The organism is Chitinimonas koreensis, from assembly GCF_014353015.1.
Lineage (GTDB): Bacteria > Pseudomonadota > Gammaproteobacteria > Burkholderiales > Chitinimonadaceae > Chitinimonas > Chitinimonas koreensis.
In genome coordinates, this window is sequence record NZ_CP060704.1 from 42,448 (window position 1) to 58,520 (window position 16,073).

At 68.9% G+C, this 16,073-nt stretch carries 10 protein-coding genes and 1 pseudogene; 7 read left to right on the top strand and 4 right to left on the bottom strand.

Translation table 11 applies throughout. The annotated features are described in order from the left end of the window. The first annotated feature begins 136 nt into the window (after positions 1–136). Positions 137–1,117 carry a septal ring lytic transglycosylase RlpA family protein gene (locus tag H9L41_RS25370; protein ID WP_187523628.1) on the top strand — a complete coding sequence of 327 codons (981 nt, stop codon included), beginning with the start codon at positions 137–139 and terminating at the stop codon, positions 1,115–1,117. A 60-nt stretch (positions 1,118–1,177) separates the two neighbouring features. Here H9L41_RS25370 and H9L41_RS00195 read toward each other — a convergent pair whose 3' ends face one another. Further along, positions 1,178–1,402 carry a hypothetical protein gene (locus H9L41_RS00195; protein ID WP_028447248.1) on the bottom strand — a complete coding sequence of 75 codons (225 nt, stop codon included), beginning with the start codon at positions 1,400–1,402 and terminating at the stop codon, positions 1,178–1,180. 10 nt (positions 1,403–1,412) lie between these two features. Further along, positions 1,413–2,282, bottom strand: coding sequence for a FecR domain-containing protein (locus H9L41_RS00200; RefSeq protein WP_028447247.1), 870 nt, complete (start codon positions 2,280–2,282; stop codon positions 1,413–1,415). Between the two features lie 190 nt (positions 2,283–2,472). Between H9L41_RS00200 and H9L41_RS24150 the strand changes: the two are divergent. From H9L41_RS24150 to rng, 4 genes and pseudogenes are all read left to right on the top strand, one after another. Then, positions 2,473–5,204: pseudogene (locus H9L41_RS24150) on the top strand (leucine--tRNA ligase). A gap of 78 nt (positions 5,205–5,282) precedes the next feature. Next, positions 5,283–5,882, top strand: a complete 600-nt coding sequence (locus H9L41_RS00215) for an LPS-assembly lipoprotein LptE (protein ID WP_084300504.1) — start codon at positions 5,283–5,285, stop codon at positions 5,880–5,882. Between the two features lie 2 nt (positions 5,883–5,884). After that, positions 5,885–6,925 (top strand): DNA polymerase III subunit delta, encoded by a 1,041-nt coding sequence (holA, locus tag H9L41_RS00220; RefSeq protein WP_028447245.1) that lies wholly within the window; start codon positions 5,885–5,887, stop codon positions 6,923–6,925. A 225-nt stretch (positions 6,926–7,150) separates the two neighbouring features. After that, the gene (rng, locus tag H9L41_RS00225) at positions 7,151–8,608 is read left to right on the top strand and encodes a ribonuclease G (protein WP_028447244.1); all 1,458 of its coding nucleotides are present in this window, start codon (positions 7,151–7,153) and stop codon (positions 8,606–8,608) included. A gap of 79 nt (positions 8,609–8,687) precedes the next feature. Here rng and H9L41_RS00230 read toward each other — a convergent pair whose 3' ends face one another. Together H9L41_RS00230 and H9L41_RS00235 are read right to left on the bottom strand one after the other, a co-directional pair. Next, the gene (locus tag H9L41_RS00230; RefSeq protein ID WP_028447243.1) at positions 8,688–10,418 is read right to left on the bottom strand and encodes a tetratricopeptide repeat-containing response regulator; all 1,731 of its coding nucleotides are present in this window, start codon (positions 10,416–10,418) and stop codon (positions 8,688–8,690) included. 130 nt (positions 10,419–10,548) lie between these two features. Continuing rightward, positions 10,549–12,720, bottom strand: a complete 2,172-nt coding sequence (locus tag H9L41_RS00235) for a UvrD-helicase domain-containing protein (RefSeq protein ID WP_028447242.1) — start codon at positions 12,718–12,720, stop codon at positions 10,549–10,551. A 217-nt stretch (positions 12,721–12,937) separates the two neighbouring features. Between H9L41_RS00235 and H9L41_RS00240 the strand changes: the two genes are divergently transcribed. Continuing rightward, the gene (locus H9L41_RS00240; protein ID WP_051319258.1) at positions 12,938–13,738 is read left to right on the top strand and encodes a transporter substrate-binding domain-containing protein; all 801 of its coding nucleotides are present in this window, start codon (positions 12,938–12,940) and stop codon (positions 13,736–13,738) included. 331 nt (positions 13,739–14,069) lie between these two features. Then, positions 14,070–16,070, top strand: a complete 2,001-nt coding sequence (locus H9L41_RS00245) for a ribonuclease catalytic domain-containing protein (RefSeq protein ID WP_051319257.1) — start codon at positions 14,070–14,072, stop codon at positions 16,068–16,070. The last annotated feature ends 3 nt before the right edge of the window (positions 16,071–16,073 follow it).

Consider the following 16,073-nt stretch of genomic DNA (forward strand, 5'->3'; position numbering starts at 1 on the left):
CGATTCGACGATCGCCCCAGAGCGAGGCGCTTTCTAGATGCCCGGAGGCTCGTATGATCCGTCGCTTCCTCGTTGTCCTGCCCTTCTGCTGCTGGCCGCCTGCGCCACCCATGTCGCCCCGCCGGCAACTCGTCCGGTGCCCGCTACCCCCTCGGCCAGGCCGGCCGAACCCGCGACCGCCCCGTCGCCCGGCCTGCCGCCGGCCAAGCCCGAGCAGATTCCCAAGCAGTTCGGCGGCTACTACAAGGACGACGGCCCGATCCTCGAGGTGCCCTACGACCTCGACGCGCTGCCCGAACCCGAGGTGAAGCTCGAGCCGCTCAACCGCTTCGCCAACAAGCCCTACAGCGTGCTCGGCAAGACCTATACGCCGAAGTCGCCGCTGGTGCCTTACAGCGCCGAGGGCGTCGCGTCGTGGTACGGCAAGAAATTCCACGGCAAGCGCACCTCGAGCGGCGAGCCCTACGACATGTTCAAGCTGACCGCCGCCCACCCGGTGCTGCCGATCCCGAGCTATGCGCGGGTGACCAGCCTCGACACCGGCAAGTCGGTGGTGGTGCGCGTCAACGATCGCGGGCCGTTCCACAAGGGCCGGCTGATCGATCTCTCCTATGCCGCCGCCTACCGGCTCGGCTACCACAACGGCGGAAGCGCGCGCGTGCGGGTCGAGGCGCTGGTGCCGGGCCAGGACAGGAAGCCGTCCACGCCGGAGCTGGCGCTGGTGCAATCGGTCGAGGCCAGCGCCGGGCGGCTGCCCGAGCCGGCGATGGACGATGCGCCGACGGGTGCGGCCGGGCCGCAGGGCGCGACGCCGGCCGGCGACCCGGCGGGCGGCGATCCGCTGGCGCGGCTGGCCATCGAGGCGCCGGCCCAGGCCGAGCTCAGCGGCGACCGGCGCTGGGTGCAGCTCGGCGCCTTCGCCAGCCAGATCGCGGCCGAGGCCTTCCGCAGCAAGGTGGCCGAAGCGCTGAACGGCGTGGCCGGCGCCCCGGTGATCGAGCCCGGCGGCGGCGTCTGGCGCGTGCGGGTCGGGCCGTTCGCCAGCCGCGGCGAGGCTCAGCAGGCGGCCGAGCGGATCGCCTCGAGCGCCGATCTGCGGCCGGTGGTGGTGCGTTAAGGCGGATAAGGTGTTTTACCGCGGAGGATGCCGAGGCCGCGGAGGAAGAACGAGAGGCCGCTAGAACACCGCCGTGTCCTCGGCGTCCTCCGCGGTGAAGCTTTCCGGCTTCGAAATCCGGCAATGCGGCGTGGATACGCGCAGCAGGCGAACCAACCGCCGCTGGCGTAGGAGCGGCTTCAGCCGCGAATCGCCGGACGTGTCACTGTCGACCATTCGCGGCTGAAGCCGCTCCTGCGCGATCTTCTCGGCGACCTGCGCCGAAGGCCCGTCGGCGATCGTCACCCGACCGCCATCAACCGCCCATCGGCCCCACCTGCACCAGCGGCGTCGCCAGCTCGGCCTTCAGCTTCTCGCCCAGCGCGCGCGCATCGGCCTCGCTGGCCAGCCGTTCCAGCCCGACCCGGTACTTGCCGCCGGACAGCGGCCGGATGCGCGCCGCGTAGCCGGCCTCGCGCAGGCCGTCGTACCAGCGCAGCGCCTCGTCCTGGTTGGCGACCACCGCCACGATCAGCCGCCAGCGGCCGTCGCTGCGCGCCACGCCGGCCTGCGGCTCGGTCTGCGGCGCCCATTCGTTGACCACCTTGGCGGCGTCGACCTTGGCCTTGGGCAGCGCCGGCTTGCCCTTGGGCGCGACGTAGAAATCGAGCGGCTCGTCGAGCGTATGGAAGCCGTTCTCACCCTCGTGCGACACGCTGATGCGGCCCTCGAGCAGGCAGACCAGGTCCTTCTCGTCGTCCGACTTGCCCCACAGATCGGTGCCGCGGATGCCGGCGGTGACGGTGGCGATGCGCACGTCGACCTCGCGCTGGCGCGGCTTGGCCAGCAGCGCGGTGGTGAAGCGGAAGGCGCCCTTGATCACCTCGAGCGTGGCCTGGAACGGGCTCTGGCGGCCGTCCGAAGTGCCGAGGTTGTCGGCGCGGAACACCGCCTGCTCGCCGAGCTTGACCTGGCTGCCCTCGGGCAGCGTCAGCAGCACGCGCGCGCCGGCGCCGGTGGTGATCACGTCGCCGCTTTGCAGCGCCGTGCCCGGGATCAGCGGGCCGCGCTGGCCGCCGTGCTCGATCCAGGCCGGCATGTTGACGGCGCTGACCACGGTCGGCGCCGTCCAGGCCTGGGCGGCCAGCAGGACGGCGAGCAGGGAAACGGGAAGGCGGGCGCGCATGGTGGTCCTCGAGCGGTGCGGGTGGGATCGGTCGGTTATAATTCCGGCTTTACCTGGCCGCCAGGCAACAAGTGCACAACGGCGGCCGGCAGCGAATACGAGCCAACGAGCGCCGACGGCGCTGCCCGGCTGCTCCGTCGAACGGAGCCCCCGGGGCGGTGCGTCGGCCTCGACCGTCAGGATAGCCCACATGCAAGAACACTACCGCCCGTCCGACGTCGAAGCCGCCGCCCAGCAACACTGGCAGGCCCGCGACGCCTACCGCGTGACCGAAGACCAGCAGAAGCCCAAGTACTACGCCTGCTCGATGCTGCCCTACCCGTCGGGCAAGCTGCACATGGGCCATGTGCGCAACTACACGATCAACGACATGCTGGCCCGCCATCTGCGCATGAAGGGCTACAACGTGCTGATGCCGATGGGCTGGGATGCCTTCGGCCTGCCGGCCGAGAACGCCGCCATCGCCTACGGCAAGCCGCCGGCCGAGTGGACCTACGCCAACATCGCCGACATGAAGTCGCAGATGCAGCCCTTGGGCCTCGCCTTCGACTGGTCGCGCGAGGTCGCCACCTGCGACCCGGCCTACTACCGCTGGAACCAGTGGCTGTTCCTCAAGATGCTCGAGCGCGGCATCGCCTACAAGAAGACCCAGGTGGTGAACTGGGATCCGATCGACCAGACCGTGCTGGCCAACGAGCAGGTGGTCGACGGCCGCGGCTGGCGCTCGGGCGCGCTGGTCGAGAAGCGCGAGATCCCCGGCTACTACTTCGGCATCACCCAGTACGCCGAGGAACTGCTCGGCGACATCGACCAGCTCGACGGCTGGCCCGACCAGGTACGCGCCATGCAGCGCAACTGGATCGGCAAGAGCGAGGGCGTGCGCTTCGCCTTCCCGCATTCGATCCGCGGCGCCGACGGCGAGCTGGTCGGCGGCGGCCGGCTGTGGGTGTTCACCACCCGCGCCGACACCATCATGGGCGTCACCTTCTGCGCCGTGGCGGCCGAGCACCCGCTGGCCGCGCGCGCGGCCGAACTGAAGCCCGAGCTCGCCGCCTTCATCGACGAATGCAAGCAGGGCGGCACCACCGAGGCCGAGCTGGCGACCCAGGACAAGAAGGGCCAGCCGACCGGCCTGTACGTGACCCATCCGCTGACCGGCGAGCAGGTCGAGGTGTGGATCGGCAACTACGTGCTGATGGGCTACGGCGACGGCGCGGTGATGGGGGTGCCGGCCCACGACGAGCGCGATTTCGCCTTCGCAAGGAAATATAGGCTGCCTATTAAGCCTGTTGTTATGCCTCAAAAACATCTTGAAGCGATAACGGCTCATGAAAAGGCACTTGCCCAAGAAAAATTAGAATTTGATCAAGGTGTTAGCGATCGTATCCAAGTACTTCAAGAGGCGATTGATAGTATTCGTAGCATGAAGGAGTGGTCAGATCCGAATGCTATTTGGCGCACCGAATTTGGCGAGGTTGGTAATTGCGTTAACTCTGGTAAATACGACGGCCTCGACTACAAGGCCGCGGTCGACGCGGTGGCGGCCGACCTGGCCGCGCAGGGCATCGGCGAGAAGAAGACCACCTGGCGCCTCCGGGACTGGGGCATCTCGCGCCAGCGCTACTGGGGCACGCCGATCCCGATCATCCACTGCGCCTGCTGCGGCGACGTGCCGGTGCCCTACGAGGACCTGCCGGTGGTGCTGCCGACCGACTGCGTGCCGGACGGCTCGGGCAACCCGCTCAAGCACCGCGCCGACTTCCTCGACGTGGCCTGCCCAAGTGCGGCGCGGCGGCCCAGCGCGAGACCGACACGATGGACACCTTCGTCGATTCGGCCTGGTACTTCATGCGCTACACCTGCCCCGACGCGCCGACCATGGTCGATGCCCGCAACGACTACTGGATGGCCGGCGGCATGGACCAGTACATCGGCGGCATCGAGCACGCCGTGCTGCACCTCTTGTACGCGCGCTTCTGGACCAAGGCGATGCGCGACCTCGGCCTGGTCTCGATCGACGAGCCGTTCAAGGCGCTGTTCACCCAGGGCATGCTGCTGAACGAGTCGTTCTACCGCGAGGACGCGACCGGCAAGAAGACCTGGTACTACCCGAACGAGGTCGAGGTCCAGCACGACGACAAGGGCCGGCCGACGTCCGCCACCCTCAAGGCCGACGGCCAGCCGGTGGTGATGGGCGGCATCGAGAAGATGTCGAAGTCCAAGAACAACGTGGTCGAGCCGAAGGACATCATCGCCCGCTTCGGCGCCGATACCGCGCGGCTGTTCACCATGTTCGCCGGCCCCCCGGAGCAGAGCGCGGCCTGGAGCGACAGCGGCGTCGAGGGGGCCTACCGCTACCTGCGCCGGCTGTGGATGTTCGGCCACAAGCAGGCCGAGGCGATCCGCTCGGCCGGCGCGGTCGCGGCGGCCGAACTCGACCGCGACGCCAAGGCGCTGCGCTACGAGGTCCACGCCACGCTCAAGCAGATCAACGCCGACTACGAGCGGCTGCAGTACAACACCGTGGTGTCGGGCGCGATGAAGCTGCTGAACGCGCTCGAGGGCTACAAGGGCGAGGCGCCGGCCGTGCTGCGCGAAGGCAGCGGCATCCTGCTGCGCGTGCTCTACCCGGTCAGCCCGCACATCGCCCACGTGCTGTGGGGCGAGCTCGGCTTCGACGGCGAGATCACCGACGCGGCCTGGCCGGAGCCGGCCGAGGATGCGCTGGTGCAGGACGAGATCAAGCTGATGGTGCAGGTGAACGGCAAGCTGCGCGGCGAGATCGCCGTGCCCGCCGGCGCCGACCGCGCCGCCATCGAGCAGCTCGCGCTGGCCAACCCCAACGTGCAGAAATTCCTCGAAGGCCAGCCGCCCAAGAAGGTGGTGGTGGTGCCGGGCCGCCTGGTGAACCTGGTGGTCTGATCCGGCCGGGGCGGCTTCGCGGCCGCCCTTTCCATTTGATGCGCGGCTCCGGCTGCGCCTGCCCGACGAGTGCCTTCCATGCTTCCAATGCTGCGCCGCCTTCTCGCCCTCCTGGCCCTGCTGAGCCTCGCCGCCTGCGGCTTCCACCTGCGCGGCCTGGGCCAGACCACGCCGCTGGCCTTCGCCAGCCTGCGCATCGACGGCGGCGGCCCGCTCAGCGACATGCTGCAGCGCCAGCTGTCGCTGCGCAGCGATCTGCAACTGGTGGGCCAGGGCGAGGCGGCCGGCGTGCTGACGCTGGAGAACGAGCGCGTCGAGAAGCAGGTGCTGACGGTGAACCGCAACGCCCAGGCGACCGAGTACGAGCTGGTCTACCGCATCCAGTTCCGCTTCCGCCAGGACGGCAACGAGCGCATCGGGCCGACCGTGCTGACGCTGCGGCGCGACTACTCGTTCGACCCCAACAACCTGCTCGGCAAGGACGCCGAGGAGCAGCTGCTGATCCGCGACATGCGTTCGGACGTGGCGCAGCAGATCATCCGCCGGCTGGCGGCGATCAAGCCGGTGACCGTGCCGGAAGCGGCGCCGGCGGCGATCGAGCCGGCCGCGCCGAGCGTGCCGAATCCGCCGGTGCTGCAGCCGGTCACGCCGCAGCCGTCCGTTCCGCTGGCACGCTGAGCATGCAGCTCAAACCGGCCGAACTCGCCAGCCACCTGGCCGCCAGGCGCCTGGCGCCGATCTACCTGGTGCACGGCGAAGAAGCGCTGGTGGCGCTCGAAGCCGCCCAGGCGATCCGCGATGCGGCGCGCGCCGCCGGCTTCGCCGAGCGCGAGGTGCTGACCGTCGAGCCCGGCTTCAAGTGGGCCGAGCTGGCGGCCAGCGGCCAGGCCATCTCCTTGTTCGCCGAGCAGAAGCTGATCGAGCTGCGCATCCCGACCGGCAAGCCCGGCACCGAGGGCGGCGACGCGCTGCAGCAGTACGCCGCCGGTGCGCCGGCCGAGAACGTCCTGCTGGTGCAATGTCCCAAGCTCGAAAAGGTCCAGCAGCAGTCCAAGTGGTTCGCCGCGCTCGAAGGCGCCGGCGTCGCTGTGGCCTGCCCGCTGGTCGGCCGCGCCGAGCTGCCGGGCTGGATTTCCGAGCGGCTGGCGCGCCAGCAGCAGCGGCTGGCGCCCGATGCGCTCGACTACCTGTGCGCACGGGTCGAGGGCAATCTCTTGGCCGCCAAGCAGGAGATCGACAAGCTCGCGCTGCTGCATCCGCCGGGCGAGCTGGACCTCGCCGCGCTGACCGAGGCAGTGGCCAACGTGGCCCGCTACGACGTCTGGGGCCTGGGCGAGGCGCTGGTAGCCGGCGACGCGGCGCGGCTCGCGCGCATGCTCGACGGCCTGCGCGGCGAGGGCGAGGCGCCGCACCTGGTGCTGTGGGCGCTGGCCGATGAAGTGCGGGCGCTGCTGCGGGTCGGCCTGGGCCGCGCGCAGGGCGGCAACCTGCAGCAGCTCTACCGCGAGAACCGCGTCTGGGGCGACAAGCAGCGCCGCTACCCGGCCGCGCTCGACCGGCTCAAGGCCAGCCAGCTCAAGGCCGCCCTGGCGCACGCGGCCGAGATCGACCGCATCGTCAAGGGCGTCGGCCAGGGCGAGGCCTGGGAAGAATTGCTGAAGCTGTGCATGCGGCTGATGCCGGCTGCGCAGGCGATGGGACGCACATCCATGCGCGGCTGAAGCTGCGCCTGCGGCTACGGTGGCCGTGGATGGACAGACGAAAAGACGTACCGCAGAGGACGCTGAGGACACGGAAACGGCGAGCCCGGCAGCAACGGCAGCCTGAGCAGGTTGATTTTGCCTCCGCGTCCTTGGCGTCCTCTGCGGTGAAAGTTTTGTGCCGCTTGACGGCGATATCAGCAAGGTCCGCGCGGGCAGGCGGGCCGCACTCAAGACAGGCCGGCCATGAAAGAACACATCCTCATCAACGTCACCCCGCAGGAAACGCGGGTGGCGGTCACCGAAGAAGGCGTGGTGCAGGAGCTGCACATCGAGCGCACCGCCGCGCGCGGCATCGTCGGCAACGTCTACCTCGGCACCGTCAAGCGCGTGCTGCCGGGCATGCAGTCGGCCTTCATCGAGATCGGCCTGGAGCGCGCCGCCTTCCTGCATATCGCCGACGTGATCGAGCAGCGCCAGCACCCGAGCGAGCCGCAGCGCATCGAACGGCTGATGTTCGAGGGCCAGAGCGTGATGGTGCAGGTGATCAAGGACCCGATCGGCAGCAAGGGCGCCCGGCTCAGCACCCAGATCAGCATCGCCGGCCGCTTCCTGGTGTTCCTGCCGCAGGAACACCATATCGGCATCAGCCAGCGCATCGAGCACGGCGAGGGCCGCGAGCACCTGCGCGAGCGGCTGCTGCGCCTGTTGCCCGACGCCAAGAACCACGGCGGCTACATCCTGCGCACCTCGGCCGAGCACGCCACCGACGACGAGCTGCGTGCTGACATCGACTACCTCGAACGGATCTGGGCCGACCTCAAGCTCAAGTCCAAGACCATGCCGCCGGAGACGTTGCTGTACCAGGACCTGAACCTGCAGATGCGGGTGCTGCGCGACATCGTCACCGACGAGACGCAGAAGGTGGTGGTCGATTCACGTGAAACGTTCCAGAAGATGGCGGAGTTCGCCGAGGCCTTCGTGGTCAACGTCGCGCCGCGCATCGAGCACTACCAGGGCGAGCGGCCGCTGTTCGAGATGCACGGCGTCGAGGCCGAGATCGAGCGCGCGCTGGCCCGGCGGGTCAACCTCAAGTTCGGTGGCTACCTGATCATCGACCAGACCGAGGCGATGACCACCATCGACGTCAATACCGGCGGTTTCGTCGGCACCCGCAGCTTCGACGACACCATCTTCAAGACCAATCTCGAAGCGACCCAGGTGATCGCGCGCCAGCTCAAGCTGCGCAACCTCGGCGGCATCATCATCGTCGACTTCATCGACATGGATAACGGCGAGCACCGCGAGCAGGTGCTGCACGAATTGCACAAGGCGCTGGCCAAGGACCGCACCAAGGTCACGGTATCGGGCTTCACCTCGCTGGGCCTGGTCGAGATCACCCGCAAGCGCACGCGCGAGAGCCTGGCCCACGTGCTGTGCGAGCCCTGCCCGGTGTGCCAGGGCCGCGGCGAGATCAAGACCGCCCAGACGGTGTGCTACGAGATCCTGCGCGAGATCCTGCGCGAGGCGCGCCAGTTCAATGCGCGCGAATACCGCATCCTCGGCTCGCAGACGGTGATCGACATGTTCCTCGACGAGGAGAGCGCCAACCTGGCGATGCTGGCCGACTTCATCGGCAAGCCGATTTCGCTGCAGGTGGAGACGGCGTATACGCAGGAGCAGTACGACGTGATCCTGGTGTGATCCGCCAGTCTGGACGACGCAGAATTGGAAAGGCCCACGCAAGTGGGCCTTTTCGTTCCGTGTACGGGCCGGGCCGTGCTCAGGTCCGGAACCGCCGCTTGGTGGTATTGAACGCCTCGCGCAGCTTCAGGTACTTCACGCTGGCCGGTTCGAGCGACTTCACCCGGTCGAGATAGGCCTGGGCCATGTCCATGTGGCCCTGGTGCCAGCCCAGCCGCGCCACGTAGGCCAGCATGGCGTTCACCGCGTTCAGCATCACCTGGATGTTGGCCGGCATCTCGTTCACCGCCTGGATGAACTTCTGCACCGCGCCTTCGAGGTCGCCGGCCTGGGCCATGCGCACCGCCTCGTTGTTGATCTCGACGATCGCTTTCGCATTGCGTTCGATCATCTCCTGGCCGAGGTCGGCGCGGCCGATGTGGGCGTACATGTCGGTGACGCGGTCGAGCATCGCCGAATTCTCGTGGTGGTTGCGGATCACCTTGTTGACGATCTCGCCGGCCGCCTCGTCCTCGCCGAGCGCGTAGCAGGCCTCGGCCAGCTCGAGCGAGAAATGGTCGGGCACCTCGTCGGCGATGCCGGCGAACTGCTGGCGCGCCTTGCCCAAGAGTTCGATCGCGCGCTTGTCGTTGCCCTGCTTGTGGGCGACCTGGGTCTCCATCACGGTGGCCAGCAGCTCGGCCTTGCCGTCGTGGCGGAATTCGCGCCGCACGTCGGCGGCCACCTTGGCGGCCTCCATCACGTCGCCGGCGCCGAGGTGGGCCTTGGCCAGCGAGGCGTAGTCGCCGGCGTCGCGCCAGAACGAATACTTGGCGATGCCGACGGTCTGCTGGTAGGACTTCACCGCGGTGGCGAAGTCGCCGTTCTTCATCGCCACCTCGCCGAGCCGCTTGTGGCGCGACACGTTGGCGGCCGACAGCTCGACCGCGCGCGCCAGCACGCCCTGCGCCTCGGGCAGCTCGTGCTCGGCCTGGTGGATCTTGGCCAGCCAGTCGTAGGCTTCCATGATGCGGTTGTTCTCGGCCAGCAGGCCCTCGAAGATCTCGCGCGCGCCGGCGTAGTCCTTCAGGTGGAACAGCGCCTTGCCGAGGCCCATGCGCGCCCACGGGATGTCGCGCGCGCCGAGCACCGCCTGGTAGGTGTCGCGCGCCAGCGCATGGTCGCCGATGGTCAGCGCGATGCGGCCCTTCATCTTGAGGAAGTCGACGGTGAACGGATCGCGCCGGGCGATGCGCTCGTTGCACTCGTTCAGCGCCTTGAAGTAGTCCTCCTTCAGCATGGCGGCGTCGAGCACGTCGAACTCGGCCTTCTTGCGGTAGACCCGGTCCAGCCGCTGCTTCAGTTCCTCGCCGGTGAAGGGCTTGAGCAGGTAGTCGTCGGGCGCCAGCTCGGCGGCCGAGATCACCATCCGCATGCGCCGCTCGCCGGTCACCACCATGAAGATGGCCGAGGGCTTGAGCAGGTTGCGCAGCTTCAGCTCTTCGAGCAGGTGCAGGCCGTCGTAGCCGTGGCCGAGGTCGAAGTCGGCCAGGATCACGTCGTAGTCGCCGCGCTTGATCATGCCGATCGCTTCGGTGGCGCGATGGGCGTAGTCCATCTTGGTCACGCCGAAGGTGGACAGCGTGGCGTTCATCGCCGAACGCATCTCCTGCACCGCGTCGACCACCATGAAGCGCTTGCTGGCGTAGTCGATGTTGGCGGCCGGGGCGAAAGCGCGCTGCATGCTCTCGGCCGTGGCTTCCTCGCTGTTGCCGGCCCGCGCGGCGCGCGCCGCGGCGAACAGGGCCGAATTGCCGGCAGTCTCTGCCATGATGGAATCCTCCGATCCGGCGAGCGCGAGTCTTGCCGCGCAGCCGGCGCACGCCGCGGTGCACCGGCTGCGCGGCTGGCTTGTTCGCCTTGCCGCGGCCCGCCGTTGGCCCGGTCGAAACGACCGGGCGTCAATTCACCAGTGTAAGTCGCGCATATTCAAGCGCAAGCCACTTCACCCCGGCGGCGCCGAAGTTCACCTGCACGTTGGCATTCTTGCCGCTGCCGTCGTAGTCGACCACCACGCCGCGGCCGAACTTCGGATGCTCGACGCTGGCGCCGACGCGCAGGCCGTGCTCGGGCGCCTTCTTCTCGGCCGGCCGGCTCGGCATCGCCGCCGGCGCGTAGCCGCGGTTCAGCCATTTCAGCAGATCCTGCGGAATCTCGGACAGGAAGCGCGAGGCCAGCGAGAAGCGCGTCTGGCCGTGCAGCATGCGGCTCTGCGCCAGGCTGATGTAGAGCCGGCGGCGCGCGCGGGTGATCGCGACATAGGCCAGCCGGCGTTCTTCCTCGAGCGACTCGGGGTCGTTCAGGCTGTTGTCGTGCGGGAACAGCCCCTCCTCGACGCCGGTCAGGAATACCGCGTGGAATTCCAACCCCTTGGCGGCGTGCACCGTCATCAGCTGCAGCGCGTCCTGGCCCGGCGCCGCCTCGTGCTCGCCGGCCTCGAGGCTGGCCTGGGTCAGGAAGTCGACCACGCTGTCCTCGTTCTCCTGCACGAAGCGGTCGGCCGCGGCGACCAGCTGTTCGAGGTTCTCCAGCCGGTCCTGGCCTTCCTTGTCGAGCCGGTAGTGCTCGATCAGGCCCGACTGCTCGATCGCCAGCTGGACCAGCTCGGGCAGGGTCAGGCCGTCGGCCTGGGCGCGCATGCCCTCGATCAGCTGGATGAACTTGCCGACCGCTGCGGCGCTGCGGCCGGCGCCGCCCGAGCAGGCCGCCTGCCAGATGCTGGCGCCGGTGCCGCGGGCGGTCTCGCCGAGGATCTCCAGCGTGCGGTTGCCGATGCCGCGGGCCGGGAAGTTGATGACGCGCAGGAGCGCGTTGTCGTCGTCCGGGTTGTTGATCAGCCGCAGGTAGGCCAGCGCGTGCTTGATCTCCTGCCGTTCGAAGAAGCGCAGGCCGCCGTAGACGCGGTAGGACAGGCCGGCCTGGAACAGCGCGTGTTCGAGCACCCGCGACTGGGCGTTGGAGCGGTACAGCAGCGCCATGTCCGACAGCGCCGTGCCTTCGCGGTGCAGCTGGCGCACCTCGTCGACCACGAACTGCGCCTCCTCGAAGTCGGTGGCGGCCTCGAACACCCGGATCGGGTCGCCGGCGCTCTCCTCGGTCCACAGGTTCTTGCCGAGCCGGCCGCGGTTGTGCGAGATCAGCGCGTTGGCGGCGTCGAGGATGTTGCCGTGCGAGCGGTAGTTCTGCTCCAGCCGGATGATGGTGTCGACCTTGAAGTCGCGTTCGAAGTCGCGCATGTTGCCGACGTTGGCGCCGCGGAAGGCGTAGATCGACTGGTCGTCGTCGCCGACCGCGAACACCGCGGCGGTCGGCGCCTGGGCGGCGTCGCCGGCCATCCGGCCCATCAGCCCGGCGTAGTCGTCCTTGCCGGCCAGGAGCTTGAGCCACTTGTACTGCAGGCGGTTGGTGTCCTGGAACTCGTCGACCAGGATGTAGCGGAAGCGCGCCTGGTAGTGGCCGCGCAGCGCGGCGTTGTCGCGCAGCAGCTCGTAGCTGCGCAGCAGCAGTTCGGCGAAATCGACCACGCCCTCGCGGCGGCACTGCCGTTCGTACTCCTCGTACAGCTGGCGCAGCATGCGGGTGTAGTCGTCCCAGGCCTCGACCTCGGGCGGCCGGCGGCCCTCTTCCTTGTTGGCGTTGATGAAGTGCATCAGGTCGCGCGGCGGGTATTTCTCGTCGTCGACGTTGAGCGCCTTCAGGAGACGCTTGATCGCGGCCAGCTGGTCGGCGCTGTCCATGATCTGGAACGCCTCGGGCAGGCCGGCGTCGCGCCAGTGCATGCGCAAGAGGCGGTTGCACAGGCCGTGGAAGGTGCCGACCCACAGCGAGCGCGCGTTGACCGGCAGCTGGGCCGAGATGCGCGTCAGCATCTCCTTGGCCGCCTTGTTGGTGAAGGTGACCGCCAGGATGGCATGCTGGCTGGCCTGGCCGGTCGACAGCAGCCAGGCGATGCGGGTGGTCAGCACGCGCGTCTTGCCCGAGCCGGCGCCGGCCAGGATCAGGGCGGGCACTGCGGGCAGCGTGACGGCGGCGAGTTGTTCGGGATTGAGTCCGGCGAGCAGCGAAGACGACATGGTGGGCTTTCTGTGGGGCTGGGCCGATTGTATGCGATGTACCCGCCCGGGCCGCATCGGCTCGGCCGGGCCATGCTGGGGTAAACGGCAACAGCCGAGCGAGCGGCCGCTCGCTATGATGTGAGCATAGAGTCCGGCTGAAGGCTGGGCCCGAATCACAAGAACGAGGCGACCGCATGCGGCCGCCTCGTTTTCATTTTGTCCGGAGAATTCCCCCATGTTTCGTTCCTTCCTCCTGGCCGGCGCCGCGTTCGCGCTGCTGCAGGCCCCTGCCCACGCCGACCTGGTCGACGACATCAAGGCGCGCGGCCAGCTGCGGGTCGGCGCCAATGCCGACGCGCCGCCGTTCGGCTTCGTCAACCGCGACAAGACCATCTCGGGCTACGACATCGACATGGCCGCGCTGGTGGCCAAGAAGCTCGGCGTGCAGATCGTGGTGCAGAACCTCGATCCGGCCGACCGCATCGGCCTGCTGAAGGGCGGCAAGGTCGACCTGATCGCCGCCACCATGACCAAGACCGCCGAACGCGAGCGCCAGGTGGACTTCTCCTACGGCTACTTCGTCACCGGCCAGAAGGTGCTGGCCAAGAAGGGCCGCTTCGCCGACCCGAACGCGTTGAACGGCGGCACCATCGGCGTGGCGCGCGGCACCACGTCGGAGGCCCAGTTCAAGCAACTGTTCCCCAAGGCCATGCTGGTCTCGATGGACGACACCCAGCGCGCGGTCGATTTCCTGCAGAGCGGCAAGGTCGACGGCGTCACCGCCGACGAGCCGGCGCTGGCCGGCCTCCTGGCGCGGCTGCCCAACCGCGCGCAGTACGAGCTGTCGGTGTTCTCGCTGTCGACCGAGGCCTACGGCATGGCGGTGAAGAAGGGCGAGGCGCGCATGCTCAAGCTGGTCAACGAGGCGCTGGTCGAGGCCGAGCGCAGCGGCGAGGCGGCGCGCATCTTCAACCGCTGGTTCGGGCCGGAGAGCAGCAGCCCGCTGGTGCGGATCTTCAAGATCGGCGGGATGTGAGCCTTGGGGTTGTGAGGACGGCCTTGAAGGCTCGGCCGGATGTGCAGGCACCCGGCAAAGCCGGGCGCTTGCGGTTGGTGAGTGCTCCACCCACCGGCTCACCCCGATTTTATCCCGACTCCCCCCGCCCTCGCCGCCGCGAGGGAGCCTCGCTGGCGCTCGTCGCGCCATTGGTAGCCTGCAGCGGATGATTCGATAGTCCGCTACGCAAGGGATCGCAAGCATGCTTGCCGAACTCGCCCAAGACGGCCGGTCCGGCCGGCGGCAGGGCCCTCGGGTATAATCCCGGCCCTTCCGCCACCCCTCCGACCGCCCGCCCGGGCGGCTCCGCATGAACGTCTTTTACGAAGAAAGCGGCGACTTCAAGGTCGCCGCCATCATGAGCGAGACCGACGCCACCCTCCAGATCGAGGATGCGCGCGGCAAACGCAGCAAGATCAAGGCGCACGACGTGCGGCTGCGCTTCGACAAGATTGGCCTCGCCGACTTCATGGCCCAGGCCGAGGCGATGGCTGCCGAGCTCGATCTCGATTTCCTGTGGGAAGTGGCCGGCGGCGAGGAGTTCGGCTTCCTCGACCTGGCGCGCGAATACTTCAGCGCCAACCCGGCGCCGCTCGAAGCGGCCGCCATGTGCATCCGCCTGCACGGCGCGCCGATGTACTTCTATCGCAAGGGCCGCGGCCGCTACAAGGCGGCGCCCGAGGAGAACCTGCGCGCGGCCAAGGCCGGCCAGGAGAAGAAGGCGCGCGAGGCCGCGCTGATGGCCGAGTGGCAGGCCGAATTGGCCGCCGGCAAGCTGCCCGAGGCGCTGCGCTCGCAGGTGCGCGCGCTGTTGCACCGGCCCGACAAGAACACCATCGAATGGAAGGCGGTCGCCGCCGCGGCCGACGCCGCCCAGAAGTCGCCGCTGCGCCTGCTGGCCGGCGTCGGCGCGATCCCCGACGTCGAGGCCTGGCTGCTCGACGGCTTCCTGTCCGAATACTTCCCCAAGGGCACCGGCTTCCCGGCCATCGAATTGCCGGCGCCGCCGGCCGACCTGCTCGATGCCGGCGTGCGCGCGTTCTCGATCGACGACGCAGCCACCACCGAGATCGACGATGCGCTGTCGGTCACGCCGCTCGACGGCGGCCTGACCCGCGTCGGCATCCATATCGCCGCGCCGACGCTCGGCGTGGCGGCCGGCTCGACCATGGAACAGGTGGTGCTGGCGCGGCTCAGCACGGTCTACTTCCCCGGCGACAAGATCACCATGCTGCCCGACGCGGTGGTCGAGGCGTTCACGCTGGCGCAGGGCCGCGACTGTCCGGCGGTCAGCCTCTACGTCACCGTCGACGCCGATTTCCAGGTGATCGCCGCCGAGAGCCGGCTCGACCGCGTGCACATCGCCGCCAACCTGCGCCACCACGACCTCGACCCGCTGTTCAACGACGAGACCGTGGCCCAGGCCGACGGCGGCCCCGACTACCCGTGGAAGCAGGAGCTGCTGTTCCTGCACCGCTTCGCCGTGGCGCTCGAGATCGGCCGCGGCAAGCACGACCCGAACCGGGTCGAGCGGCCCGACTACAGCTTCGCGATCGACCGGCTCGACGATGGCACGAAGCGCGTGCGCATCACCCCGCGCAAGCGCGGCAGCCCGATGGACAAGCTGGTGGCCGAGCTGATGATCCTGTGCAACAGCACCTGGGGCAAACAGCTGGCCGACGCGCGCATCCCGGCCATCTACCGCGCCCAGAGCATGGGCCGGGTGCGCATGACCACCCAGCCGGCGCCGCACGTCGGCCTCGGCGTCGCCCAGTACGCCTGGGCCAGCTCGCCGCTGCGCCGCGCCGCCGACTTCATCAACCAGCAGCAGCTGCTGGCGATGCTGTCGGGCGAGCCGCCGCGCTACGGCGCGCGCGACCCGATGCTGTTCGCCGCGCTGCGCGACTTCGACCAGACCTACAACGCCTACGCCGAATTCCAGGGCCGGCTGGAGCGCTACTGGTGCCTGCGCTGGTTCGAGCAGGAGGGCGTGCGCGAGATCGGCGCCACCGTGATCAAGGAAGACCTGGTGCGCTTCGACGGCCTGCCGCTGGTGCTGCGCATCGCCGGCCTGCCGGAACTGGCGCGCGGCACGCCGGTGAAGCTGCAGCTGATCTCGACCGACTACCTCGACCTGGCGCTCGAATGCCGCCTGCTCGAGGCCGGCGAGCCGGTGGCGGTGGTGGACGAGGAAGAAGAGATCGCCGAGGCGGCCGAAGAGGCCGAAGCCGATGTCGCCGAAGGCCTCCCCGATGCTGCCGTGCCGGCCACCGACGCGGCCGCCGGCGAACCGCCGGCCGCTGCGGCCTGATCG

Excerpts from the sequence above, each read along its gene's own strand:
- holA (WP_028447245.1), top strand. The coding sequence starts at position 5,885 with ATGCAGCTCAAACCGGCCGAACTCGCCAGCCACCTGGCCGCCAGGCGC.
- H9L41_RS00200 (WP_028447247.1), bottom strand. The coding sequence starts at position 2,282 with ATGCGCGCCCGCCTTCCCGTTTCCCTGCTCGCCGTCCTGCTGGCCGCC.
- rng (WP_028447244.1), top strand. The coding sequence starts at position 7,151 with ATGAAAGAACACATCCTCATCAACGTCACCCCGCAGGAAACGCGGGTG.
- H9L41_RS00230 (WP_028447243.1), bottom strand. The coding sequence starts at position 10,418 with ATGGCAGAGACTGCCGGCAATTCGGCCCTGTTCGCCGCGGCGCGCGCC.
- H9L41_RS00245 (WP_051319257.1), top strand. The coding sequence starts at position 14,070 with ATGAACGTCTTTTACGAAGAAAGCGGCGACTTCAAGGTCGCCGCCATC.
- H9L41_RS00215 (WP_084300504.1), top strand. The coding sequence starts at position 5,283 with ATGCTTCCAATGCTGCGCCGCCTTCTCGCCCTCCTGGCCCTGCTGAGC.
- H9L41_RS00235 (WP_028447242.1), bottom strand. The coding sequence starts at position 12,720 with ATGTCGTCTTCGCTGCTCGCCGGACTCAATCCCGAACAACTCGCCGCC.
- H9L41_RS00240 (WP_051319258.1), top strand. The coding sequence starts at position 12,938 with ATGTTTCGTTCCTTCCTCCTGGCCGGCGCCGCGTTCGCGCTGCTGCAG.